The following is a 24,188-nucleotide window of genomic DNA, read 5'->3' on the forward strand; positions in this document are numbered from 1 at the left end:
CAAACTACAGAATAGGATTGGTCATACTGAGTAATTTTTGCGACAGGGCTTCACCTTGTTGCTGGCTGGTATTACGCAATCTATGCTCTGCGACCGACGAAAATACCGCTTGTACATCATCAGGTACCACATAATTTCGCCCCTGAATATAGGCCCAGGCTTTACTGGCATTGAGTAAAGCTTTGCTGGCTCGGGGCGATAAGCCATAGCCTTCGTCTAATTGGCGTGAACCATCGACCAAGGCCAGAATATAACTCAGCAGCGCATCTGATGTTTTAACTTGCTGAGCTTCTTTTTGCATGGTCTTTAGCCCGATAGGGTCGAGACACTGAGGTAAGCTTTCGGATTGCGGTGATACATCTTCACCTTTGAGCATGGCCAGTTCGGCTTTTTTATCGGGATAACCAATGGAAATTCGCATCATAAAACGATCCAGTTGCGATTCTGGCAGAGGAAAGGTGCCCGATTGTTCACTGGGGTTTTGCGTCGCGATAACGAAAAAAGGACTCGGTAATCTGTGGGTGATACCGTCAACGGTGATCTGATGCTCGGCCATGGCTTCAAGTAATGCGCTTTGGGTTTTTGGACTGGCACGGTTGATCTCATCAGCCAAGATCATCTGTTTAAAAATAGGCCCTGGATGAAACACGAATTGCGATTGTTCTTTATTAAAAATGGAAACCCCGAGAATATCGGCTGGTAGCATATCACTGGTAAATTGAATTCGCTGGTGGCTCAAACCTAGACTTTGAGCTAAGCCTTGAGACAAACTTGTTTTGCCCATACCGGGTAAATCTTCAATCAGCAAATGCCCTTTAGCAAGGATGCAGGTGACGGCGAGTTTGATTTGGTGTGGTTTACCAAGGAGAACCTGTTCTAGTTGGCTTAATAGCGATGTAATGTTGGCTTGAGACATGACACTCCTTGGTCGCACTAATGGTCATTAAGGATAAATACTCAGTAGATTTATCCCTATCAGTGTAGTTATATTCTAAGCGCTTAGTCATTAATATTTAAAACTAAGTTCCTTTTCAGAAAACAGCTCAGTTGGCTTATTTTGCCTGCTTTGGTAGATCACTCGATAGCTTAATACGGCTTGTACATATTCACGGGTTTCACGAAAGGGGATCGATTCGATAAAGGCAACTACATTGAGTTGACCATTACTTTTATCGAGCCATTGTTTAACCCGGCTAGGCCCTGCATTATAAGCCGCTGTGGCCAATACTCGATTGTCATCAAACTCACTGAGTAAATAGGCATAATATTGGCTGCCTAGTTGAATATTAAGCGCCTCATCGTAAAGGCTACGATGACCGCGATATTTTAACCCCAATTTCTTAGCCGTAGCCTTTGCCGTTGTAGGCATAAGTTGCATCATACCTCGTGCTCCGACACCTGAGGTGGCATAAGGGTAAAAGGCCGACTCCCTTCTGGCGATCGCTCTAATTTCATTTATATCGACCGCCGCTTTTTGGCTGGCGTTATGGAAGATTTCTTCAGCAGGATAGGGGAAACGTAAATCCATATCGTTCCATAGTTTGCCCTGAATACTCGCTTGAACCGCAAGATCTTGCCATTGGCGCTGCTGGGCAAGTAGTGCATATTGGGCTTGAGTTGCTTTATTGTGGCGTCCCAGTAATAACACCCATTCAGCGCGGGCATCGATGATTTTATCAATGGCTCTTAATTCAATCACTCGTGCAAGCCCTGGGTCTTGACTGAGTGTGGTGCTGAGGTTTTTATCAAATGCAGTCGCTTGATTTTGTAGCTGAACTTTTTGCCCCAAAAGATGTGACGCCATAAAACCATAGAAATTACGTTGCTTGGCCAATTCATTGAGGAGTTTGGGTTTATCAATTTCCGTGAGTTGACTTTGAGTTAACCAAAATTGCCACCGTGATTTGGCGCGGGTGTCGGCACTAAGGAGTGGTAACCATTGCTCAATGGCTTGTTGATCATTTTCTCTGATCGCCCAACGTAAACGCATCATGGTTAAATCATCACTGTCGCTATTGGCTAGGTGTTGATCGATAAAAGGTTTCAAACTGGTTTGTTGCTCTATTAAGGCGCGACGCATTAAATAACGCTGCAGCTGTTTAGCTTGATAATCACTAAAACGGTGGGCTTTTCTATAACTTTGAAACAGGCTAACGGCTTGCTCGATATCGCTTCTAGCCAATCGTCTTAAACCGGCATCAACCATATCAGCGTAGATAGGCGCTTTACCCATGAATTTGTTACGACTTCTCAGTGAGCGCGGGTCTTTATAAACCGAAACTAATAGCTGTGCTTGTTGTTGATAATGAGTGACTTTCTTGGCCAGAAAACGCAGTAATGAATATTGACCGCTATTAAAAGACAATAACATACGAGACCAAATTAACGCTTGGCTACGGTGCCCGCTTTTCTCCCAAGCACTAAATAGCGGATCGCACTCTTTGGGACGAGACTGACCCGAAAGCCATAGCTTTTCCGCGCCTTTATAGGCAAGCTCGCTATTGTTATTTGCAAGCTGAGCACGATAAAAATAACATTGCAGTGCTGTATTGTTAGGGGCAGTAGGGCTGATCGTTAAAAAGTGCTGCCAGCGTTTTTGTTTGCCTGCATTAACGAGATAACGATAGCGCGCGCTCTGATATAGTGGCATGCCTTTAAATGGCTCAATACGCTTTAAGGCTTGTTTGCCTGAGGAAGCCAGTAGTTGGTCCATATCGGCATTAAAGTCTAGATAGGGCGTTAGCGGGTAATTGTCTAACTGGGAACGAAGTTTGCTATATCGGTCGAAATTATTATCATTTAACGCTGCTCTTGCATCGAGGTACTGCTGTTGTTGCTTGGTTAACTCCGCACCTTGGCTTGAGCCGATAAACAGCAAACTAAGTGTCAATCCCATACAAACTAAAGTGTTATAAAACATGGTATTAATCCATTTAACATTCTTAGTTACAGCCAAGGCGAAGCTTATATCACCCAGTTAATTCAATTTCATCTCATCGTTAGCATTGTCTAGGCTATCATTTAATGATTTATCCAGTAGATGACTATCGAGCTGCTTAGAGGTACTTACACCTAACTGCTGCATTTGATGCGCTTGACGGATCAAATTGCCTTTACCTGTAGAGAGTTTGCTCATTGCACTGTTATAGCTCTTATCTAAGGTCTCGATGGCACGGCCGACTTTTTCCATATCATCAATATAACCGCAAAGCTTGTCGTAAATTTTACCGGCTTGCTTAGCGATCTGCTGTGCATTTTGGTTTTGATATTCATAGCGCCAAATATTGTTGATGGTACGTAGCGCAACCAGTAAATTGGTTGGGCTAACCAGCATAATGTTATTTTCCAGCGCAAAATTTATTAAACTCGGTTCGTGCTCTAATGCTAGTAGAAATGCTGGCTCTAAGGGAATAAACATTAAAATATAATCTAGACTTGTGAGCCCATGGAGCTGTTGGTAGTCCTTTTGGCTCAAGCCTTTAATGTGTGTTCGGATAGAATTACAGTGCTCTTTAATCGCGCTGGCTCGGGTTAATTCGTCTTCACTGTTAAAGTAGCGCTCATAGGCCACCAATGACATTTTTGCATCGATCACCACATCTTTATTTTCCGGTAGGTGCACGATAACATCGGGTTTAAAGCGTTGACCCTTATCATTTTTCAAATCTTGTTGAGTCTGGTACTCGTGTCCTTCTCTGAGGCCACTTTCCTGCAGTACTCTTTCAAGGATCACTTCTCCCCAGTTACCCTGCTGTTTGTTATCGCCTTTGAGTGCTTTGGTCAGGTTGACGGCGTCTTGACTCATCTGCAAGTTGAGGGTTTTTAATGACTCTAATTGGTGCTTAAAGGCGCTGCGTTCAGCTTGCTCAACGGTATAAGATTCCTGTACTTGTTTTCTAAATCCTTCAAGCTGCTGCTTAAATGGCGATAACACATTGGCCAGTTGTTGTTGATTTTGTTGCTGTAAATTCTGGGTTTTAGTCTCAAAAATTTTGTTGGCCAGATTTTCAAACTGTTGATTCAATCGGGTTTCGGCCGCATTAAGGTGTGCCAGTTTATCTTCTAATGCTTGTTGTTCAGTTTCAAACTTAACTGTTAAGGTTTGTTGCATGGCATTGGATTTAGATAAGGCTAATTGGGTTTCCATCTGCTTGCGTTGGCTCTGCTGTAGCTGCTCTTCTAACTCAGATGCACGTTGTGCCTGTGCTTGGCTCATGCCTAATAGTGAAATTTGATGTTCTAACTTCTGTTGTAATTGTTGGTTTTCTTCTTGTTTGTCTTCAAGTTGTACTTCAAGTCGGGTTAGCAGTTGTTGGCATTCTTGCTGGGCTTGTTGATGTTCATCTAATAGTTGCTGTTTTACCTGTTGCCATTTACCGCGAGTGAGGCGTTGATTGAGTAAGGCGCCAATTAAAATTGATAATAAAGCAACGGCGGCAAGGACGATTACTTCAGCTATGGAGAGTGGAAAATCAGTAGGCATAAGACAAAAACCATAAAATTAGAATATGTTAAGACTCTCACGAGCCCGATTGAGGTTCAAGAGTGAACAAGGTAAATGCTTAACTCTTCGTCACTCTGATGTTTATCTGTGAAATTTTTTTGCTCTTGGTACTATCTAATAGTTAACACGTTTACTGAACAAGTTTAATTATCAAAATATTTTGATTGCAGAGGTCTCACCCGTGACAAAACATAACAATTGCAGACGAGTTGTGACTCCGAATTGGAATGAGAAAAGTTCTCATATCACTCCTGAACCTGTGTTTAACGACAGACGAAAAATTATTAAGGCGTTGGGCCTCGGAGCCATCGGCGCGAGTATTCCTGGGTATGTTCAAGCGGGTTTATTCGATCTATTTGGTGAGTCGAAAACTCAAATGCCATTTGTGACCAAGCCATTGAGCTTCACTAAAAATAGCGTATTTACTGGCGATCAAATATTAACGCCCGAGCAAAAAGTCATTTCACATAATAATTTCTATGAGTTTGGTACCAGTAAAACCGACCCAATTGAGAACGCCCAAGGCTTTAAAGTGGAACCATGGACGTTGAAAGTGGAAGGTTTAGTCGATAATCCGTTAACTCTGGATTTTGATGCCTTGAGTAAGATGTTTGCTCTTGAAGAACGGGTTTATCGGCTGCGGTGTGTAGAGGCCTGGTCCATGGTGATCCCTTGGGTCGGATTTTCTTTGGCGACATTATTAAAAAAAGCCGGAGTTAAAACCGGGGCGAGTCATGTGGCATTTGAAACCCTTTTTGATCCTGAGCAGATGCCAGGACAAAAGAGCCGCTTAATGGGCGGCGGTATTCATTATCCTTACGTCGAAGGGCTTAGGCTTGATGAGGCGATGAATCCTTTAGCTTTTATGGCCGTGGGGCTGTATGGTAAAACCTTACCGGCGCAAAATGGTGCACCTATCAGATTGGTATTGCCTTGGAAATATGGCTTTAAAAGCATTAAATCCATTGTGCGTATTCGCGTCATGGACAAACAGCCTCCAACCAGCTGGAATCAGCTGGCTCCCCATGAATATGGTTTTTATGCCAATGTTAACCCGAAAGTGGATCACCCTAGGTGGTCTCAAGCCACCGAACGCCGCATCGGTGCGGGAGGAATATTCTCCGCTCAGCGGATCGAGACTCAGCCATTTAATGGTTATGGTGAGCAGGTGGCATATTTGTATAAAGATATGGACCTCAGTCGTTATTATTAAAATTAGTTTTATAGAATGACGGCTTAAAAGATTGGGCTGTAGGTTTTTATTAATGATGCAAGAGGTTAGTTGAAAGTATCGTGCCTAAAATAAATGTAAGAAAACCACTTAGTCTGCGTCCACAACATCTGCCTTATATTAAAGGGTTATTTCATCTGTTAGCGGCGATTCCCATCATTTACTTAATCAGCAGTGTGTTAAATGGCTCTGCGGGAGGGGATCCTGTTGAATATATTATTCACTATACCGGAATGGGGGCACTCAATACCCTCGTTGCTGTGTTATTAATTTCTCCACTGGCAAAGCGATATAAACTGGGCGTGTTAATGCAAACTCGTCGTTTGGTTGGACTCTGGGTATTTGCCTATGCATCCTTGCATATCACGGCTTTTCTGACTTTAGATCTGCTATTAGAATGGCAGTTACTATTGAGCGAGATAGTTAAACGGCCTTATATATTAGTGGGTGCTTCAGCTTACTTGTTGTTAGTCCTGCTTAGCATTACTTCAATAAATCACATTAAACGTAAAATGGGGCGGCGCTGGCAGACACTGCATAACTTTGTTTATTTAATCGCTGTGTTGGCCCCAATCCATTTTTATTGGTCGGTGAAATCTGAAATTATTGAGCCTAGTGTTTATCTGGTTATTTTTGCAGGTTTACTATTACTGAGAGTCAAATTGCTTAAGCTGAAAAGCTTATTGGGTCTAAATACTCAATGAACCGTTAAATTGACGATGAATACTTTTAATAGGTTAAGATTAGGCGGAGTATTAGTTGAACCATTTAAATAATACACAGAGGCCTAGTGTTTACCTAGGTTTTTATTTTCCATTAAGCTTTTATTCAGCGCTAAAAGATTACTTTTGAGTGTCTTGCTTGCGCATAACCTCAACAACATCATCGAAAGAGATACCATAAACTCTTGATAAATTAATGATCTTGGTTTTATAGGTTTGAATATTCTCTTGTTTAGCAAGATCTTCTTGTTCCTCGCTGACTAACTCATTAATAGCTGTTTGTAGGGTCGTTAATCTTTTATAGCTGTAGTCGAGGGATTTAAGGTAGCTTTTCATCTGAGAAAGATTACGAGCCGTATCTAAGCCGCTGGTTTGTTTTTTCTCATAGCCATATTCATCGAGAGCCGTCAAGGCTTCTTGCAAACTAAGGTTTTGTTTCATAGTGTCTCAGAAGTTTGAATAATAAAAACGAAATGGGCGCACCTTAAAATAGTGGCTTTCCACAGCGATTATAGATTGAAGTTTGCTAATCTAAAACTACTTATTGTTAAATTATCGTAAATTTTCATTTTATAGAACGCTTGATATAGTAACCTAATAAATCGTTATTGCACGGAGGCTTTTATATGCTTGATTTATTACCTGATCTGTTTGATCACTATCACTCTCAATTATCTTTGTTAACTCCCCATTATCGTCAATATGGCCTGAAGCGTATTTTTTGGGGAGAGGTTGTTACGGTTAAATGTTTTGAAGATAACTCCAAAGTTAAACAAATATTGGCTCAGCCTGGTCAGGGTAAAGTGTTAGTTGTCGACGGTGGCGGTTCCAATCGACGTGCATTGTTAGGGGATATGATAGCCCAAAGTGCAGTGGACAATGGTTGGAGCGGTATAGTGATTAATGGATATGTGAGGGACGTTGCCGCATTAAGCCAAATGCCTATAGGTATTCAGGCATTAGGAGCTAATCCCATTAAAACAGAAAAGCGCGATCTCGGGGATGTCAATGTCACGTTAGAGATAGACCGCGTTATAATTAACCCTGGTATGATGCTTTACGCCGATGATAATGGAATCGCGTTATCAGCATCAAAATTAGATATTTCTCAAATGTGTTAATCGCTTCACGCTTGCTAATCACACCAGATGGAACCTGTTATGAAATTTATTAAATGGTCAATTGCAGTTGTCGTTTCTCTGTTTATTTTATTGATTGCGTATTTAACGTTAATTTTTGATTTAAATGACTTTAAACCTCAAATTATCGATGCAGTAAAGCAACAAACAGGCAGAGATTTTTCGATAGAACAAGATTTGAGTTGGACGTTTTTCCCTAGCATAGGCATAGCACTTGGGGATATTAAACTGGCGAACCCTAAGGGTTTTAAACATCCCGAAATGCTGAGCGTTAAGGGCGTGGTTGCTGAGGTTGCTTTAATGCCTTTGTTGAGTAAAGAGGTGGAGGTATCACAGCTTAATCTTGATGGTTTAACCCTCAACTTAGACAGTTACAGCGATGGCCGCTCTAGTTTCGATGGATTAACTTCAAGTGAACCGACAAAAGTGCAGACTCAAACTGACACCGCAAGTTCTGTTGATGGTTCAGTGCAATTAAGCAGCTTAAATGTTGGTGGTGTTGCCATTACTAATACCCAAATCAATCTTTTCGATGAGGCTACGGGTCAAACACAAACCTTTACCCTTGAAGAGCTGCTGTTAGGCGAGTTTTCATTAGATAAGTTAGCGACATTTTCATATAAATTCAGCGCGAATTTACCTGACTTAACGGTGTTAAGTGAAGGAGAGGGAAAAATTAAAGTTGCTTCTTCTCTTAAACAGATCAGCATTAATGATTTTATTATTAACAATCAGCTGAACGGGCAAGCAATTCCTAATCAACAGCTGACTAACAGTCTCAAATTAACTGTCGAGGTGAATACGGAAACGCAGCAGCTTGTGACTAAAATTGATGATTTAGCCGTTGAAGATATCAAAGCGTCTGGTGAGGTGAAGGTCAGTTACGGTAACAAGATCCCTGCTATTGTAGCTTCAATGAACTTTGGCGATATTAATCTGGATAAATGGATACCAAAGTCGGCTGAAACTGCAGATAAACCAGCAACTGAAAAGACAAAGTCACCAGAGCAAGAACCTGATTTATCAGCATTAAAAACCATAGATCTCAATTTAGCACTCACTGCTAAGTCGATTAACGTCGATAAGATAAAAACGACAAATTGGGATATGGTGTTAACCATCAAAAATGGCATCTTAGATTTGAATAAATTGTCGGCCAACCTTTACCAAGGTCAGCTAATGACTAAAGCGAAATTAGATGGCAGACAGAAAGTGGCAAGTTATAGCTTTAATACTGATATCAGCGGGATCCAGGTTCGTCCATTGTTAATCGATGTTGCCGAAGTTGATCTGCTAGCGGGGAAAACCAAGTTCAGTGTTTCCGGCTCAGGTAAAAGTTTAATTACCGACAATATCAAACGTAATCTGCTGGCTAAAGGACAGTTTGAAGTTGCAGATGGTGCTCTCTATGGTGTCAACATTCCACAAATGATCCGTGATGCTCAAGCTAAGTTGAGCGGTGATTTAAACGCAGCTTCTAGTGGTGAAAAGAAAACGGACTTCACCAGTTTGACGGGGAGTTTTACGATGGCGAAAGGGGAAGTTAACAATCCCGATCTTGCCATGGCCTCACCACTGTTACGCCTAGGTGGTAAGGGCGGGGTGAATATCATCACCGAAGCGATTGATTATAAATTGACGACTACTCTTGTTGGCTCGTTAGAAGGTCAGGGCGGGAGTGGTAAAGATGCACTTAAAGGAGTCGATATTCCATTTGCCATTACGGGTTCTATGTCTGAACCTAAATTCGCACTCGATACTGCGGCGTTATTTGATGCCAAATTAAAGCAAGAAACCGATAAAGCAAAAGATAAACTTAAAGATAAGCTGTTTAAAAATCTAGGGGGTTTTTAGTGATAAGGATTTCTGCGCTAGGGGTAGCATTGTTTGTTACCGCTTGTAGTCATGGAGAAACCAAAGAAGTGGTAACCACTGCTGAGAAGCCTGTTGCGGCTAATGTTGTCTCAAGCAGTGAGCTTGATAAAAAGGCATCATCGCCAATGGCTTCAGGTTCTGTACAGTTTGTGGAGTTCAAGCAACAAAATGGTGAAACCATTGCCATTGTGAAGGGGCGTCAGCCTGTGACTACAGAACCAAGACAACCAAAGGGAGATGCTCTGATGGGAGATAGCATTTTTGTGGGGGAGCTGACCACAGAGCCTTCTGCTAAAGGCTTAACCGTGCGTTTAACTATCACTAACCCGCAACCCCATGGAGTATCGGTTCAGTATCGCTCAGGAATGACCGCTGACTTGTGGTTAGTCGATAGTCGCGGCGCGCGTTTATGGGCATGGTCGAGTGAGATGATGTTTACTCAAGCACTGCGTAATATGATTATTGCTGCGGATAAAACCTTTACGGTGACTTTTGTCATTCCGCAAGCGGTATTAAACAAGACTTCTCAAGGTACTATGATGCAGGCTAAATATGCTGGGATAGCATTAGAGAGTCATCAGCCAGCGATGGCCGATATTATCGCGCCGCTTCCACGGACATTGTCTGCTAAATAGCTAAAAGTAAAAAAGCCGAAAGTAGCTTTAAAGCTACTTTCGGCTTTTTTTAGCGATATCAGCTGAAACTAAACGCTGGATTTAGTCACATCGACATACAAGGTTAATTTCTGACCCGGCTTTAAATATTTTTGTCCCGCCAAGCTATTCCACTGGATTAATTGATTGACACTGACGCTAAATTTATTAGCAATTTTTGCCAGTGAATCACCACGTCTAACAGTGTAATTAACGGTACGAGTGATGGCATTACTGTTTTGCTCAGTTTTTTGCCATACGACTAACTTTTGTCCCAGACGCAAGGTGTCTCTAGGTGCCATACCGTTCCATTTTGCCAGGCTGGATACTTTGACCTTGTATTGCTTAGCAATTTTCCAAAGCGAGTCTCCACTTTGAACGACATGTTGCAGCTTGTGTCCCTTGCCATTACTTTGGCGTTGTAATAAGCGCTGCTCTGCGGAAAGCAGATACTTAGAAGGATCTTTTGATGAAATGGGGATCAATAAGTATTTACCAGCCACAATCACATTCTTATCCATGCCATTGACGGCGCGTAGTGCTGAAGGGGTGGTATGAAAACGTCTGGCTATTACCCCTAAGTTATCACCGTATTTAATCTTATAGCGCTGCCATTTCAAGCGTTCTTGTGGATCGCTATTGGCTAATGCTGTTTCAAACTGAGGCGCCTTATCTATCGGCAGAACCAACTTATGCGGCCCTTCGGGAGCCGTGGCCCATTGGTTGAACCCTGGATTGAGTGCATGTAATTCCGTGAGTTTCATTCCCGCTAATTCAGCGGCAACAGCGAGATCAATTTGACTGCCAATATCGATGACTTTTAGCTGAGGCTGGTTATCGATAGGGTACAGCTCAATTCCATATTCTTTCGCGTGTTTTATGACATCGGCTAATGCCAGCAACTGTGGCACATATCTCTGAGTTTCTTTAGGCAGGCTCAGTGACCAAAAATCAGTGTTAATGCCTTTCTCTTGGTTGCGTTTTACTGCATTTAACACACGGCCTTCACCTGTGTTGTAAGCTGCCATTGCATACAACCAGTTGTTGTGTGTTTTTTGATACAGGTATTGCATCATATCCAGTGCAGCCGATGTTGCAGCAGGCACATCTCTGCGGCCGTCATACCACCAGTTCATTTCTAGGCCAAAGTGTTTAGCCATGGGCGCGGTGAACTGCCATAAACCTGATGCAGCGCCGTGGGAGTAGGCAAAGGGATCGAATGAACTTTCAACTATCGGTAGTAGCGCCAGTTCGATGGGCAAGCCACGCTTTTCAATTTCTTCGACAATAAGATACATAAATGGTTGTGCGCGTTCAGAGACTCGAGCAAGGTGACGTGGGTGCTTGAGGTACCAGTCTCGATATTGATTGACTAACTTTTGATCAGGCACCGGTAGTGTCAGTCCTAAACGAATACGTTGCCATACATCTGTGATTACAACAGGTTGTTCAACTGGCTCTGGTGCTACAACGGGCAGGATCGGCGGTTCAACTTTTGGTGGTGGCGTTGTCGTTTGCTCGCTTATAGATTGGCAACCGACAAGCAGGGATAAGCTCCCAACCATCAGCATAAGTGGTAATCGCATTATAATTCTTTTCCTTACTTCAAGGTCCCTCTTACTGGCTCAAATGAGAGTGGGGACTTAAATTAGCCGGATATTGTAAAGGATTTATTAGAAGTTGTCCTTCCATTGCCTTAGAAGCGTGAAACTGGTTTGTTTATCTGCGATAGGTTGTTGAAAATGGGTGGTGAGTTTTTGCCAAATTGCCGGGCTATCGGCTCTTAGAAAAGGGTTTATCGCGTTTTCTTGGGCGATTGTGCTTGGTAATGTGGCTTGTTGCTTGGTTCTAAGTTGTTGCACCTTGTAACTGTAAGCTTGTAATTGTGGGTTCTCTGGCTCAACAACCAAGGCAAAACGCAGATTAGCCTGAGTATATTCATGAGCGGGGTAAATTTGTGTGGCGCCATCGAGCTGACTCAGCTGGGTTAAAGAATCCAGCATCTGCTGTGGTGTACCTTCGAATAAACGGCCGCAACCACCACTAAATAATGTATCACCACAAAATAGGTGGCCATCAATGAGATAAGCGATATGCCCTAAGGTATGGCCTGGCAAATGGAAAATCTTAACCTCATGTTGCGATAAAGGTAAGGAAATTTTGTCATCACCTACACTGATAGGGTGTGTAATACCGTCAATGGCTTCATTATCAGGGCCGTAAACGGGTAGCTTATTTTGATACTGCTGCTGTAGCTCTGCAATACCGCCAGTATGATCATAATGATGATGAGTGATTAAAATACCATTCAGCTGAATATTAAGTTGTTTTAAGTGTTTAATCACCACTTTAGCGTCACCTGGGTCAACCACGTAATGGGTCTGCTCTAGACTGATGAGCCAAATGTAGTTGTCATTAAATGCGGGAATGGGCGTGATAGTGAGCATGCTGAGAATACCGATGATTTGTGAGCCATAGGGGTTATCAAAATTTTAGTTTACTGATTGCGACTATTGCTTGTATAGCCTATTCAGGATTTAATAAAACTAACACTAAAGCCTGGCGAATCCTATTCGTAAACGACTGGAGGATGTGTGACCATCAATGGGACTAAACCACAGCAGTGGCAAGATTTACCCAATGGACTTTGGCTACAAGAAGCGATCGAAGACAAGTTATCGCCTTGGTGGCCTAAAGTTTTTGGTTATCACCTACTCAGCATGGGGCCTTTGAGCGCGACACTGGAAAAACCTAACCTGCCTATTGGGCGGGAATTTTCTATGTGTCAGCAGGGAGAGGCTAATTTCAACGGTAACTACTGCGCTATTCCGTTACAGAATGGGGTGATTGATGGTGTTGTATGCAATTTATTGTTGGATTTCGAACCCGATCCTTATCGAGTTTTACGAGAAATAGACAGAGTTCTTATTTCTGGCGGCTATCTGTTTATCATCGGTTTTAATCCACTTAGTCCAGCCTTCATCGGCAAAATGTTACCCAAATACCAAGATAAGTTACCTTGGTGTGGCCGATTTTTTACTCCTTCACGGGTTAAAGATTGGCTAGGACTTTTAGGTTATCAATTAGTGGGCGATGAACGCTTGGTTTATCATCATTTAATGCGAGACATTTATGATGAATCCATATGGCAGCAAGCATTGCAAGCCTGGCTTCCAGGAGCTGGGGCTGTTTATGTATTAGTGGCACGCAAATTGGAGTCACCTTTAACGCCCCTAGCCGACAAACAGGCTGTGCGTCAGCCTAAATGGTCGACGGCACCGACGGTTGGTAGAGCTGGTAACCTCGGTTCTCATTGCAAATAAAAGTCATAACTTAGATGTTACCCTCGATAATTTACGGGGTATTATTGGCTTCATAGCCATGATCTACGTCTTGGGGTTTGGCTTCAGCAGCATGACGGGCAAGGGTATCACAACGTTCGTTTTCGATATGACCGGCATGTCCTTTGACCCAACGCCAGTCAATTTGATGGCCTTGAGTGGCTTTATCGAGCCTTTGCCAAAGATCGACATTTTTAACCGCCTGCTTAGTCGATGTGAGCCAACCCCGTTTTTTCCAGCCGTGGATCCATTGAGTGATCCCTTGGCGCATATATTGGCTATCACTGGTGAGAATAATAGTACATGGCTCATGTAAGGCTTCAAGGGCAAGGATGGGAGCCAGTAACTCCATACGATTATTGGTCGTCAGGGCAAAGCCGCCGGAGAGTTCTTTGAGGTGAGATTTATATTTCATCACCACACCGTAACCACCTGGTCCGGGGTTGCCGAGGCAGGAACCATCGGTATATATCAAGAGTTGTTTCAGTCCGCTCATCAAGTTGTTACCATAGCGAGAATTGATGGCAGTATACCTAATAATTTTTAATCTAAGTGTAATTACATGAATATTATCTCAAGTGCCAAACGCCAAGTCATTCTCGATACTGAAACCACAGGTATGAACCAAGGTGCCGGTGCAATATTTTTTGGGCATCGTATTATTGAGATTGGTTGTGTGGAAGTGGTCAACCGTAAACTTACCGGTCGTCATTATCACGAATATATCAATCCAATGCAGTTAATTGATGAGGAAGCGATTGCCGTTCATGGTATTACCAATGAGTATGTGGCGGATAAACCTGTATTTTCACAAATAGCGCCATCATTTTTAGCGTTTATCGATGGTGCTGAGATCGTGGCACATAACGCTAACTTCGACGTTAGCTTCATGGATCATGAATTCTCCTTGTTACAGCCTAAAGGTCCGAAAACTACTGATATTTGTCAGGTTCTGGATTCTCTTGAAATAGCCAAGTTTCTTCATCCAGGACAGAAAAATAACCTCGATGCCTTATGTAAGCGTTATGGCATTGATAACTCTCGCCGTGAGTTACACGGGGCTTTACTCGATGCTGAGATCTTAGCCGACGTCTATTTAATCATGACCGGCGGACAGACCAAGTTTGAACTGTCTAACGAGAAGCCGGGACAAGAGGGCGGTGGCATCCAGCGTATAGATACAAATAAAGTAAATCTTAAAGTGATCGCCGCATCGGCCGATGAATTAACTATGCATGAACAACGATTAGATTTAGTTGAGAAATCTGGGCAATGTATCTGGCGAGGATAAACGTCACTTTATGAAACTGTGGCTACTGCAAATTTGTCTTGGAGCAATGCTTGCTTGTGCTTGCGTGGACTCGGTGGCGCAGGTGGTGCCATCTTCTCAGGCTAGCGAGTTAAAGAATCGTTTTCGTATCGATCACATGGTCGATGAGCTAACCCTGTTTGTTCAGCGTGAATATGGCAGTGCACCAGTGATTATCGTATTACCCGATGGCAGTAAGTGGTATAGCTCACGTCATCCTGAAAGCGTGAAATGGGTTGATGGTTTAAGCGGCGACATTATCACCATAAACAAACCTATGCCTGGACCTTGGCAGTTACTTGGTCGAGTTGCAACTGGGTCTAGCATCAATAAAGTCTCCACGCTGGATATTTATGTCGAGCCATTACCTCAGCCTTTATATCAAGGTGAGCGCCTAAAAATCACCGCAAAATTATTGGGTGATGAACAACAAATCCGCATGCCCGGCTTAGATTATCTAGTCAATTGGACCGCTAAATTTAACAGTAAACATCAGTCGAGTGATGAAAATTTTGCCGCAGGTAATCTCACTGTGGGCAGCTATAAAGACAATGGTAAAAAGTTGGATGAAACCCCAAGTGATGGGGTGTTTACTAGTAACATAAATCTGAATCAGCCTTGGGGGCACTATCGGTTTCAAGTGGTAGCTGAAAACGATATTTTTAGCCGTGAATTCGATATGGACTTTGAGCTGCAACCTATGCCTATCAGTTTAGATGTTACCGAGGCGGGTGACGAACAAGCGCAGCGTTGGCAATTATCGATTGCGGTCGATGAGACACAGCTTAAATTAGCTGAAACCTATTTTGAGTTTGAACTAGTCGGTCCTGCGGGGCTGCAACTAACCATTCCACTGAATAACCTTAGCAGTAATCAAGTACAATTTAATCTGCCACAAGTGTCTGATTTTGGTAGCTATAGAGTCAAAGGTACTGCTGCGGCAACAACCCAGTCGGGACGAGAAATTGTATTGACCTTGCCGGAGCAGTATTTCAATTTAGTACAGCCTCCTGAGCCACCACCGACGGCAGAAGAGTTAGCTGCCATCGCTGCTAAAAAAGCCGCAGCCGAAGAGGCACAGGCTAAACAACAGGCGCTATTTTGGATTGTCTCAATTAATGCCGCGCTGATTTTATTTGGCATCATCGCCTTGTTGATTTGGCGCAAACGACAAAACTTACTCAAGTTGCAGGCCGTAACTGCGCAGCGTTTAGCGCAGGAACGCAGTAAGTCTGTCAGTGCCAGTTTAGATGAAATCGACCTGACCATGCCCGATGATTTAGACAAGCCGTAAGAGACCATGAGGCTAAATATGATGAAAGTGGCGTTTTTTTAACTGATTAGTTCGTTTGATTAAAAAAATTATTGACGGGGCATTTGTGCCTCAGTATTATCCATCGCAACTTGATGTGGAGCGGTAGTTCAGTTGGTTAGAATACCGGCCTGTCACGCCGGGGGTCGCGGGTTCGAGTCCCGTCCGCTCCGCCAGTCAAGTACCTAATTTTATAATTGTTTTGTTAAAAATGACGAAATGATTGTCAGTTTAGGAGCGGTAGTTCAGTTGGTTAGAATACCGGCCTGTCACGCCGGGGGTCGCGGGTTCGAGTCCCGTCCGCTCCGCCAACATTAAAAAAGCCTCTTCATTTGAAGAGGCTTTTTTATTGCCTCAAATTCGACTTTTCATTGCAGTCGATTTCACTCTTTTTTTAGATAAAGTTATCGACAACTGTCAGAGTGTCGCGCATGCTGTTAATTGTAATCTAAGGCATCATATTTAAGGAAAAATATATGGTTGAGCAGATCACTGCGATGTTGGGCCTGTTAGGGGTACTATCAATCTTATGTCAGTGGTTAGGGTGGAAGCTGCGAATACCCGCCATTTTACCTTTATTAATCTGTGGCTTATTAGTCGGTCCGGTATTCTCCGTGATGGACCCCGACGCTATTTTTGGCGATCTGTTATTTCCTATTATCTCTCTTGGTGTTGCCGTTATCCTGTTTGAGGGCGCTTTGACCTTAAATTTCTCAGAGATCCGAGAGCATGGCCGTATGGTTATTAATCTTGTGACCGTTGGGACGTTAATCACGTGGGGCGTTATTGCTAGTGCGACTCATTATATTATGGGGTTTGAATGGACTATGGCAATGCTGTTTGGTGCTTTAGTCGTGGTGACAGGACCGACCGTGATTGTGCCTATGCTGCGGAGTATTCGGCCTAAACCACAAATTGCCAGTATTTTGCGTTGGGAAGGGATTGTTATTGATCCCATCGGCGCCTTATTGGCGGTGTTAGTGTTCGAATATATTGCGGTGGCGGCATCGCCGACCAGTCATGTTCTGCATTCATTATTTAATATGCTGGCCATAGGGCTTGGTATCGGCGCGGCCTGTGGTTATGGGATAGGTTTGATTATTCGTCGAGCACTGGTACCACATTACTTGAAGAACACCATGGTACTTACCATCATGCTGGGTGCCTTTGTAGGCTCTAACCTACTTCAAGAGGAATCAGGTTTACTAACAGTGACCATCATGGGCATTTGGCTTGCTAATATGCGTGGTGTCGATATTGCCGATATTATCGAATTTAAAGAGACCCTTACGGTATTATTTATCTCCGGCTTATTCATCTTATTGGCTGCTCGTTTAGATTCATCGGCGCTGCTGCATTTAGGCTGGCAAGGAGTAGCCGTATTATTGGTTGTGATGTTTGTAGCTCGTCCATTAAGTGTGTGGATATGTGGCATTGGTTGCTCGTTGCCTCGTGCAGATAAGTGGTTTTTAAGTTGGTTAGCACCACGCGGAATTGTTGCTGCGGCAGTTTCCTCCCTATTTGCAATCAAACTCGAAGCTCAGGGTGTTGATGGGGCAGAAAAAATCGTACCGCTGGTATTTTTGATCATTATTGGCACTGTGGTAGCACAAAGCTTAACTGCGGGCACTTGGGCTAGGTTTTTAGGGGTCAGTGCCGGTTCGGCGCAGGGTTTTCTTATTTTTGGGGCATCCAAATTTGCTCGTGCACTGGCGAAAGTCTTGCTAGCTAAGAATGTTCAGGTGATCTTAGCCGACAATAACTGGGATAATATTCGTCTAGCTCGCATGGATAATATCCCAGTGTATTTTGGTAATCCTGCATCTGAACATGCAGAGAACTCTATTAATATGAATGGTATAGGTCGGCTTTTGGTGCTATCTCCTTATCGCCAGCTCAATCCATTAGTGACTTTTCATTATCAAGAGTTATTAGGTAAAAGTAAGGTGTTTGGCTTAAATAACAGTGAGGGCAGTAGTGCCCGCCATCAGTTGTCACAGGCTTATCAAAAGCGTTTATGCTTATTCGGTGAATCAGTTTCCTATGCTCGTCTTGCGACAACCATGGCAAAAGGTGGTGTGATTAAGAGTACCAATTTGACCGATAACTTCACATTCGAACATTTTAAACAACGCTACGGTGAAGGCGCGTTACCCTTAATTTATTTACAAGAGGGGAAGGTGAGATTGGTCACTGACTCCGTGACCACATTGCCTGTGGGCATCGAATTGATCAGCCTGTTAACCAGCGAAGCACTCAATGAGGCGCAAACCATCGATGACCAAAAAGAAGAGCTCAAGCAGAGTGAGAAACAGGCGAAAAAAACGAATGGCAAGGAAAGCGATAAAGCCGCAGTAAAAGCTGCTTCAAAGAAAACGGCTTAGCTTTAATACTAGTTAGTTTTAATATTTAGCTGTATTAAGTTAACCTCAACTTGGAATAACCAAAGCCATTACGTTAGCTTGCATATTGTGGTTGAGATAAATAATAAAGCCCAACATAGGTTGGGCTTGATTATTTATCTAGAGGTGTTTATGTAAGTTAAGCTGCTTGATGTTGTTTCTCGGTTTCAAGCATTTGAGCTTTGAGCTCTTGAGGATCGAAGTCAGCGACATTAATCGATTTCATTCGACCGATTTCGGCACGCTCTAGTAGAGCCACTTCCTCGTCACTCAATATGCCTAAGGCTTTGCCTTGTGCAGCCAGTTTATCTAACCACATGAAAGGCAGGCGCTTTCCGCTGGCTTTACAAATCTTATTGTGCAGTGGTTCGCAAGCAAGAATGTCTTTAAAGGTCTGCTCTTGGATCCCCACTGCATTGTGTTCAGACGGAGTCCAGAACTGTCCTTTACCTAAACGCTCTCGGCTGGCACAAGGGGTTTGCATTATCTTAGCAACTTGGTGATCAAGCACGTCACTTGGGCGTTTAACTGTGCGGCCAAATGGGAAAATCACTAGGCGTAACAGTTTCCCAAGGCCCATAGGGAAGTTATCGAGTAGATCATCTAATGAGTCCTGTAGCTTGTATAGCGCATCTTCAACGGCCCATTGTACCAAGGCGAGATCTTCAGTTTGACGCCCTTCATCTTGATAACGTTTCAGTGTTGCAGAAGCCAAATAAAGCTGACTGAGAAGATCACCGAGCCTGGCTGAAATACGTTCCTTACGTTTTAGTTCACCGCCAAGCGTTGCCATTGCCAAATCTGATAATAAAGCCAGGTTTGCACTAAAGCGATTCATTTGCTGATAATAACGCTTGGTTTTGTCATTATAAGGACTGTTTGAGAAACGGCTTGAGGTTAATCCTAGCCAAAAACTGCGAATGAAGTTACTGATGCTAAAGCCGATATGTCCAAATAGCGCCGAGTCAAAATCGTGAAGTGCTTTTTGAGTATCAGGGTCAAATGCCGACTCCATCTCTGCTAACACGTAAGGATGGCAGCGAATTGCGCCTTGACCATAGATGATCATTGAGCGGGTTAGAATATTTGCACCCTCAACGGTAATGGCGATAGGTGCAGCTTGATAGCCACGACCAAGATAGTTACCTTCACCTAAACAGACCCCTTTACCACCATGAATATCCATGGCATCGATAACGCATTTTTGCATACGGTCTGTAAGATGATATTTGACGATAGCCGAGATAACAGAAGGTTTTTCACCCATGTCTATGCCGGTAGTGGTTAAGCTAGTTACCGCATCCATCAAATAGGCATTACCACCGATACGCGCCATTGGCTCCTCGATTCCTTCAAGTTTACCGATAGGCAGTTTAAACTGACGACGAATACGAGCATAAGCACCTGTAGCAACCGCAGCGGTTTTTACCCCTCCAGCGGAATTCGATGGCAAGGTAATACCACGGCCAACCGAGAGACATTCAACTAGCATACGCCAGCCTTGTCCTGCCATTTCTGGACCACCAATGATAAAACTTAATGGAACAAAAACTTCATTGCCGCGGGTAGGGCCATTTTGGAACATACAGTTCAGTGGGAAATGACGACGTCCGGTTTCAACTCCTGGTACATCAGTTGGGATCAGAGCACAGGTGATGCCCAAGTCTGTTTTATCGCCGAGTAGTTTATCAGGATCTTGAAGTTTAAACGCCAGGCCTAACACAGTCGCGACGGGAGCTAAAGTGATATAACGTTTATTCCAAGTCAGCTTCATGCCGAGGACTTCTTCACCTTGCCATTGGCCTTTACACACTATGCCAAAGTCAGGGATAGCGCCGGCATCACTGCCAGCCTCTGGACTAGTTAATGCAAAACAGGGTACTTCTAGTCCTTTGGCTAGACGAGGTAGGTAATGGTCTTGCTGATCTGGCGTACCATAGTGTTGTAATAGCTCCCCAGGCCCTAGAGAATTAGGTACACCTACGGTTGAGGCAAGCTCACTAGATACGCCTGCTAGTTTTTGTAATACCCGTGATTGTGCGTAAGCAGAATATTCTAGACCACCATATTTTTTCTTAATGATCATGGCGAAGAAGCCATGGTCTTTCAAATACTGCCAAATTTCAGCGGGTAGATCGGCAAGTTGATGAGAAACTTGATGCTGGTTGAGCATCTTACAGACTTCTTCAACGGGACCATCGAGAAAGGCTTGTTCTTCAGCGGTTAAACGTGCCACTGGATAGTTATGCAGCTTTTTCCAATTAGGTTTACCAGCAAACAGATCCGCTTCCCACCAAGTGGTTCCCGCTTCAATGGCTTCTTTTTCGGTAGTCGACATCTCAGGCATAATGCTTTTATAAAGTTTTAATAGCGGCTTGGTGATCAGGTTTTTTCTTATGGGGCCGACATTAAGAGGAAGTGCGATCAATAAAAACAGTAACCATGAGATGGGGCCGATTATTCCGGTTGCCGTTCCGGCAGCCATGATAATGGCAACGACGACACTCGAGGTGAATAAAGAAACTCTGATATAGGCGAGAGCGCCTAAGGTAAACAGCACTAAAAAAATCCAAAATAAACTAGTCACGATATTCTCCTTCAATGGCAACTATTGTCTGCACAGAATCACTGTTTTTGTATGATGGTTATCACAATTATAGGTTGTGGTCTGACCTGTGTCGCATAAAATCTAACCTCCTATAGTATTTTATACAAGGGTTTTTCAAACAATTGTTTAAATAATTTTATTTCGATGAGGATTCCACACACAGCTTCAACTGGTTAGAATGATTGATTATGCAAAATAGTGATTAAAGGTAAGCTTTATATGTGTGAGTTACTAGCCATGAGTGCTAACGTGCCAACGGATATCGTGTTTAGTTTTACTGGCTTAGCAGAGCGTGGTGGGGTAACTGGACCTCATGTTGATGGTTGGGGTATCACCTTTTATGAAGGTAAAGGTAATCGCACTTTTAAAGATGCCCGTCCCAGTAGTCAATCCCATGTAGCTAAACTGATCAAGTCATATCCGATCAAGAGTGAGGTGGTGGTTAGCCATATCCGTCAAGCGAATCGGGGTTGTGTCTCGTTGGAAAACACCCATCCTTTTACTCGTGAACTCTGGGGACGTTATTGGACTTACGCCCATAACGGCCAACTAAGCGATTATCAGGATAAGTTTAATGTGTCGCGCTATCAACCTGTGGGTGATACCGACAGCGAATTGGCTTTCTGTTGGATTTTAGAGAATCTTGCTAAGCAATTTGGTGACAAACAGCCGGATGATTTACTTGCTGTTTACCGTTATGTGGCAACTCTTGCCGATGAAATCCGTCAGCTTGGGGTATTTAATATGATCCTCAGTGATGGCGAACATTTAATGAGCTATTGTAGTAATAATCTATGCCATATTACCCGTCGGGCCCCTTTTGGTAAGGCAAAGCTAATTGATACAGATGTGGTGATTGATTTTGATAAAGAAACCACGCCCAATGACATAGTCACAGTTATTGCGACCCGCCCCTTAACCGATAACGAACTATGGCAGATTTTAACTCCGGGCGATTGGAAAGTATTTCGCTATGGTGAAGTAGTGCTGGGCAATACTTAATGGTTGCTTAGGTAAAAAGAAAGGGCGAGGTTTACTATCTCGCCCTTTTTTTAACTGATTATATGCACTCATCAACCGAGATTATTTAGGCTCAGGCTGCTCATCTTTGTTAGCGGCCTCGGTAACGGATTGATTTTCTGGCGCCGTGGATTCAGCTTGTTCTTGGGTTTGCTTTGTTGACTCAGTGTTTACAGCATCTTCTACTGCGCTAAATTGATAGTTAAGTAACTTGATATCAAGTTGTTTACTACCTTTCTCGAAATGGGTCAGCCTGATGGGGAGGTAGGCCAACTCAGGTGACATCCAGAAGAAGGTTTGGCGTTTAGTATTGTCCCTGACAACTTCTATTTTAACGGTGTCATAGGTACCACTTTCAATGGTGACTTTTTCCTTTCCTAACACTTTAAAGTCATAATCGTCTAGCTCACCACTCTTGACCATTTTATAGTGCAAGGTTTTAGCGCCAGCACTGATATCCAGTCTAAATTGCAGTTGCGCGACCAAGGGATCATACAGATCTTCTGTATACGGAAATTTAGCTCGTTCATCTTTATAGCGACTATGAACTAGTTTTTGATCGATAACAAAAGCAGCCTGTTCTTGAAAATCGGGCCCCGTTCCGCTGCGGTTGTGGGTATAACGCATAGGGGTTAAACGAGTGCCATCATAAGAAAAGGTGCTTTTGAGGGTGCGTTTATCGGAAAGCATTAATAGGCTGAGATCACTGTCGAAACGGTAGTTATATACATTGTCTTCAGGGGGAGAAAGTTGATAACGAGCCTTACCTAAATTGATGCTGCCATAGTCCACTAAATATTCAGCCGTTTGAGGGGCTAATGGGTTTTCGATAGCTGCTACGTTAAGTGGTAACAAAAATAGGCTTGATATGATGAATTTGGTTTTCATTTTCGACACTCAAAATCTCCAGTCACAAATACTTAGTATGCTAGTTCAAGCATTAATGTCGCTAAATCAGGGTGCCACTTATAAGTAGACAGTTTTATCTTGCCACGGTTCACTTCTATATCCTCACTTCTTAACAACTGAATTTGTTCAATATAAGCGGGAGTGTTTTCAGGAAATGAAATTTTTCCTTGGCTGTTAATGACCCTATACCAAGGTAGATTAAGCTGCTTAGGGGCTAATTTAAGTGCTCGAGATACATATCGTGCTCGACCTGGTAAGCCGGCAAGATCGGCAATTTTTCCATAACAACTGACTTTGCCCTTGGGAATTAACCCTACAACATGCCAAATTTTTGCCATGGGGGATAAGGCGTTTTGTTTCACTTGCCATCCTTGCAGTCAATTAAAAATCAGAAAGTTATTGCATGGTAAACCACTCCTTGGCTAATAAAAAGTCCTTACGATCAACTTTAGTTGCTATTTAAATTATTGATCTATATTCGATAATATTTCTTTTGTTAAATATTTTTTATATTTAAATCAATAACTAATGAGTTGAACTATTTTATCGATATGCTGATTATATTTAGCCTGTAGTGCTAGAGTTGCCTTTCATCAGGATTGGGTCATAATGTCGACAAATTTTTCGAGTCTAGATGATATGTCTGTATTAAAAATCCTTACTATTCCTGATGAACGCCTGCAACGCAAAGCTAAAACGGTTACTGATATCGAAGCCGTACAAGCTTCTATCGATGATTTAATCGACACCCTTTATGACACCGATGATGGTATTGGACTGGCTGCGACTCAAGTTGGCAGTGAGCATGCCATTTTGGTGATCGATTTATCAGATTCTCGTGACCAGCCTTTAGTGTTGATAAACCCGGAGTTTATTGAACGTACCGGCGAATATGTTGGTGAAGAGGGATGTTTATCCATTCCTGGTTATCGTTCAAAAGTGAATCGTTTTGAGAAAGTGAAAGTGAAAGCACTCGATCGCCAAGGTGAGCCCCTGGAGATAGAGAGCGATGATTTTCTGGCTATCGTGATCCAACATGAAATGGACCATCTTGATGGTAAGGTGTTTATTGAGCACTTATCGAAACTGAAGCAACAAATTGCACTTCGTAAGGTAAACAAGTATCGCTAAAGCGAGTTGTTAAAGCTTAAGATTAGGGATCG

21 protein-coding genes and 2 tRNA genes are annotated in these 24,188 nt (G+C 43.0%); 13 read left to right on the forward strand and 10 right to left on the reverse strand.

All coding sequences use genetic code 11. The features are described from left to right. Positions 1-4 precede the first annotated feature (4 nt). The 3 genes from L1D21_RS06135 to rmuC form a co-directional block, all read right to left on the reverse strand. Positions 5-916, reverse strand: coding sequence for a MoxR family ATPase (locus tag L1D21_RS06135; RefSeq protein WP_239844376.1), 912 nt, complete (start codon positions 914-916; stop codon positions 5-7). A gap of 90 nt (positions 917-1,006) precedes the next feature. Then, the gene (locus tag L1D21_RS06140) at positions 1,007-2,920 is read right to left on the reverse strand and encodes a transglycosylase SLT domain-containing protein (protein ID WP_239844377.1); all 1,914 of its coding nucleotides are present in this window, start codon (positions 2,918-2,920) and stop codon (positions 1,007-1,009) included. 57 nt (positions 2,921-2,977) lie between these two features. Further along, a complete protein-coding gene (rmuC, locus tag L1D21_RS06145) occupies positions 2,978-4,483 on the reverse strand; it encodes a DNA recombination protein RmuC (RefSeq protein ID WP_239844378.1) in 1,506 nt (501 codons plus the stop codon). Positions 4,484-4,715: 232 nt separating this feature from the next. Between rmuC and msrP the strand changes: the two genes are divergently transcribed. Then, complete coding sequence (gene msrP / locus L1D21_RS06150; protein WP_239844379.1) at positions 4,716-5,717, forward strand: protein-methionine-sulfoxide reductase catalytic subunit MsrP; 1,002 nt, start codon at positions 4,716-4,718, stop codon at positions 5,715-5,717. 80 nt (positions 5,718-5,797) lie between these two features. Next, positions 5,798-6,439: a protein-methionine-sulfoxide reductase heme-binding subunit MsrQ gene (gene msrQ, locus L1D21_RS06155; RefSeq protein WP_239844380.1), complete on the forward strand. Its 642-nt coding sequence runs from the start codon at positions 5,798-5,800 to the stop codon at positions 6,437-6,439. 138 nt (positions 6,440-6,577) lie between these two features. Here the strand turns inward: msrQ and L1D21_RS06160 are convergent, their stop codons facing one another. After that, on the reverse strand, positions 6,578-6,898 hold the full coding sequence (locus L1D21_RS06160) for a hypothetical protein (RefSeq protein WP_239844381.1): 321 nt from the start codon (positions 6,896-6,898) through the stop codon (positions 6,578-6,580). Between the two features lie 185 nt (positions 6,899-7,083). Here L1D21_RS06160 and L1D21_RS06165 point away from each other — a divergent pair, with 185 nt between their 5' ends. Genes L1D21_RS06165 through L1D21_RS16560 form a run of 3 tightly spaced genes read left to right on the forward strand, consistent with a single transcriptional unit; the run spans position 7,084 to position 10,106 of the window. Further along, a complete protein-coding gene (locus L1D21_RS06165; protein ID WP_239844382.1) occupies positions 7,084-7,578 on the forward strand; it encodes a putative 4-hydroxy-4-methyl-2-oxoglutarate aldolase in 495 nt (164 codons plus the stop codon). A gap of 39 nt (positions 7,579-7,617) precedes the next feature. Next, a complete protein-coding gene (locus tag L1D21_RS06170) occupies positions 7,618-9,450 on the forward strand; it encodes an AsmA family protein (protein ID WP_239844383.1) in 1,833 nt (610 codons plus the stop codon). After that, positions 9,450-10,106, forward strand: a complete 657-nt coding sequence (locus L1D21_RS16560) for a BsuPI-related putative proteinase inhibitor (protein ID WP_239844384.1) — start codon at positions 9,450-9,452, stop codon at positions 10,104-10,106. Before L1D21_RS06170 ends, L1D21_RS16560 begins: the two co-directional genes overlap by 1 nt. Before the next feature lie 68 nt (positions 10,107-10,174). On the opposite strand, the gene L1D21_RS06180 is transcribed toward L1D21_RS16560, so the two are convergent. After that, positions 10,175-11,710, reverse strand: coding sequence for a LysM peptidoglycan-binding domain-containing protein (locus tag L1D21_RS06180; RefSeq protein ID WP_239844385.1), 1,536 nt, complete (start codon positions 11,708-11,710; stop codon positions 10,175-10,177). Positions 11,711-11,797: 87 nt separating this feature from the next. Further along, on the reverse strand, positions 11,798-12,571 hold the full coding sequence (gloB, locus tag L1D21_RS06185; RefSeq protein WP_239844386.1) for a hydroxyacylglutathione hydrolase: 774 nt from the start codon (positions 12,569-12,571) through the stop codon (positions 11,798-11,800). A gap of 147 nt (positions 12,572-12,718) precedes the next feature. Here gloB and L1D21_RS06190 point away from each other — a divergent pair, with 147 nt between their 5' ends. Beyond that, positions 12,719-13,447, forward strand: coding sequence for a class I SAM-dependent methyltransferase (locus L1D21_RS06190; RefSeq protein WP_239844387.1), 729 nt, complete (start codon positions 12,719-12,721; stop codon positions 13,445-13,447). A gap of 31 nt (positions 13,448-13,478) precedes the next feature. Here L1D21_RS06190 and rnhA read toward each other — a convergent pair whose 3' ends face one another. Further along, complete coding sequence (gene rnhA, locus L1D21_RS06195) at positions 13,479-13,961, reverse strand: ribonuclease HI (protein WP_239844388.1); 483 nt, start codon at positions 13,959-13,961, stop codon at positions 13,479-13,481. Positions 13,962-14,027: 66 nt separating this feature from the next. Between rnhA and dnaQ the strand changes: the two genes are divergently transcribed. The 5 genes from dnaQ to L1D21_RS06220 all read left to right on the forward strand — a co-directional run bounded on the left by dnaQ (position 14,028) and on the right by L1D21_RS06220 (position 18,470). Continuing rightward, positions 14,028-14,756, forward strand: coding sequence for a DNA polymerase III subunit epsilon (dnaQ, locus tag L1D21_RS06200; RefSeq protein WP_239844389.1), 729 nt, complete (start codon positions 14,028-14,030; stop codon positions 14,754-14,756). A gap of 46 nt (positions 14,757-14,802) precedes the next feature. Beyond that, positions 14,803-16,068, forward strand: a complete 1,266-nt coding sequence (locus tag L1D21_RS06205) for a TIGR03503 family protein (protein WP_239844921.1) — start codon at positions 14,803-14,805, stop codon at positions 16,066-16,068. 117 nt (positions 16,069-16,185) lie between these two features. Continuing rightward, a tRNA-Asp gene (locus tag L1D21_RS06210) sits at positions 16,186-16,262 on the forward strand. Between the two features lie 58 nt (positions 16,263-16,320). Further along, a tRNA-Asp gene (locus L1D21_RS06215) sits at positions 16,321-16,397 on the forward strand. 165 nt (positions 16,398-16,562) lie between these two features. Beyond that, positions 16,563-18,470 (forward strand): sodium:proton antiporter, encoded by a 1,908-nt coding sequence (locus tag L1D21_RS06220; protein WP_239844390.1) that lies wholly within the window; start codon positions 16,563-16,565, stop codon positions 18,468-18,470. A gap of 157 nt (positions 18,471-18,627) precedes the next feature. Here L1D21_RS06220 and fadE read toward each other — a convergent pair whose 3' ends face one another. Beyond that, positions 18,628-21,075 carry an acyl-CoA dehydrogenase FadE gene (gene fadE, locus L1D21_RS06225; protein ID WP_239844391.1) on the reverse strand — a complete coding sequence of 816 codons (2,448 nt, stop codon included), beginning with the start codon at positions 21,073-21,075 and terminating at the stop codon, positions 18,628-18,630. Positions 21,076-21,315: 240 nt separating this feature from the next. On the opposite strand from fadE, the gene L1D21_RS06230 reads away from it, so the two are divergent. Then, positions 21,316-22,098 carry a class II glutamine amidotransferase gene (locus L1D21_RS06230; RefSeq protein ID WP_239844392.1) on the forward strand — a complete coding sequence of 261 codons (783 nt, stop codon included), beginning with the start codon at positions 21,316-21,318 and terminating at the stop codon, positions 22,096-22,098. An 81-nt stretch (positions 22,099-22,179) separates the two neighbouring features. Here the strand turns inward: L1D21_RS06230 and L1D21_RS06235 are convergent, their stop codons facing one another. Both L1D21_RS06235 and L1D21_RS06240 read right to left on the reverse strand, forming a co-directional pair. After that, a complete protein-coding gene (locus L1D21_RS06235) occupies positions 22,180-23,004 on the reverse strand; it encodes a DUF3108 domain-containing protein (RefSeq protein ID WP_239844922.1) in 825 nt (274 codons plus the stop codon). A 32-nt stretch (positions 23,005-23,036) separates the two neighbouring features. After that, positions 23,037-23,363, reverse strand: a complete 327-nt coding sequence (locus L1D21_RS06240; RefSeq protein ID WP_239844923.1) for an MGMT family protein — start codon at positions 23,361-23,363, stop codon at positions 23,037-23,039. Between the two features lie 301 nt (positions 23,364-23,664). Between L1D21_RS06240 and def the strand changes: the two genes are divergently transcribed. Continuing rightward, positions 23,665-24,156 carry a peptide deformylase gene (gene def / locus L1D21_RS06245; protein WP_239844924.1) on the forward strand — a complete coding sequence of 164 codons (492 nt, stop codon included), beginning with the start codon at positions 23,665-23,667 and terminating at the stop codon, positions 24,154-24,156. The last annotated feature ends 32 nt before the right edge of the window (positions 24,157-24,188 follow it).

It is taken from the genome of Shewanella sp. Isolate11, assembly GCF_022398315.1.
Classification (GTDB): Bacteria; Pseudomonadota; Gammaproteobacteria; order Enterobacterales; family Shewanellaceae; genus Shewanella.

Bases quoted from the DNA above. Each gene is read 5' to 3' on its own strand.
- L1D21_RS06135 (WP_239844376.1), bottom strand. From the start codon at position 916: ATGTCTCAAGCCAACATTACATCGCTATTAAGCCAACTAGAACAGGTT.
- L1D21_RS06140 (WP_239844377.1), bottom strand. From the start codon at position 2,920: ATGTTTTATAACACTTTAGTTTGTATGGGATTGACACTTAGTTTGCTG.
- rmuC (WP_239844378.1), bottom strand. From the start codon at position 4,483: ATGCCTACTGATTTTCCACTCTCCATAGCTGAAGTAATCGTCCTTGCC.
- L1D21_RS06160 (WP_239844381.1), bottom strand. From the start codon at position 6,898: ATGAAACAAAACCTTAGTTTGCAAGAAGCCTTGACGGCTCTCGATGAA.
- L1D21_RS06165 (WP_239844382.1), top strand. From the start codon at position 7,084: ATGCTTGATTTATTACCTGATCTGTTTGATCACTATCACTCTCAATTA.
- L1D21_RS06170 (WP_239844383.1), top strand. From the start codon at position 7,618: ATGAAATTTATTAAATGGTCAATTGCAGTTGTCGTTTCTCTGTTTATT.
- L1D21_RS06180 (WP_239844385.1), bottom strand. From the start codon at position 11,710: ATGCGATTACCACTTATGCTGATGGTTGGGAGCTTATCCCTGCTTGTC.
- gloB (WP_239844386.1), bottom strand. From the start codon at position 12,571: ATGCTCACTATCACGCCCATTCCCGCATTTAATGACAACTACATTTGG.
- rnhA (WP_239844388.1), bottom strand. From the start codon at position 13,961: ATGAGCGGACTGAAACAACTCTTGATATATACCGATGGTTCCTGCCTC.
- dnaQ (WP_239844389.1), top strand. From the start codon at position 14,028: ATGAATATTATCTCAAGTGCCAAACGCCAAGTCATTCTCGATACTGAA.
- L1D21_RS06205 (WP_239844921.1), top strand. From the start codon at position 14,803: ATGCTTGCTTGTGCTTGCGTGGACTCGGTGGCGCAGGTGGTGCCATCT.
- L1D21_RS06220 (WP_239844390.1), top strand. From the start codon at position 16,563: ATGGTTGAGCAGATCACTGCGATGTTGGGCCTGTTAGGGGTACTATCA.
- L1D21_RS06230 (WP_239844392.1), top strand. From the start codon at position 21,316: ATGTGTGAGTTACTAGCCATGAGTGCTAACGTGCCAACGGATATCGTG.
- L1D21_RS06235 (WP_239844922.1), bottom strand. From the start codon at position 23,004: ATGAAAACCAAATTCATCATATCAAGCCTATTTTTGTTACCACTTAAC.
- L1D21_RS06240 (WP_239844923.1), bottom strand. From the start codon at position 23,363: ATGGCAAAAATTTGGCATGTTGTAGGGTTAATTCCCAAGGGCAAAGTC.
- def (WP_239844924.1), top strand. From the start codon at position 23,665: ATGTCTGTATTAAAAATCCTTACTATTCCTGATGAACGCCTGCAACGC.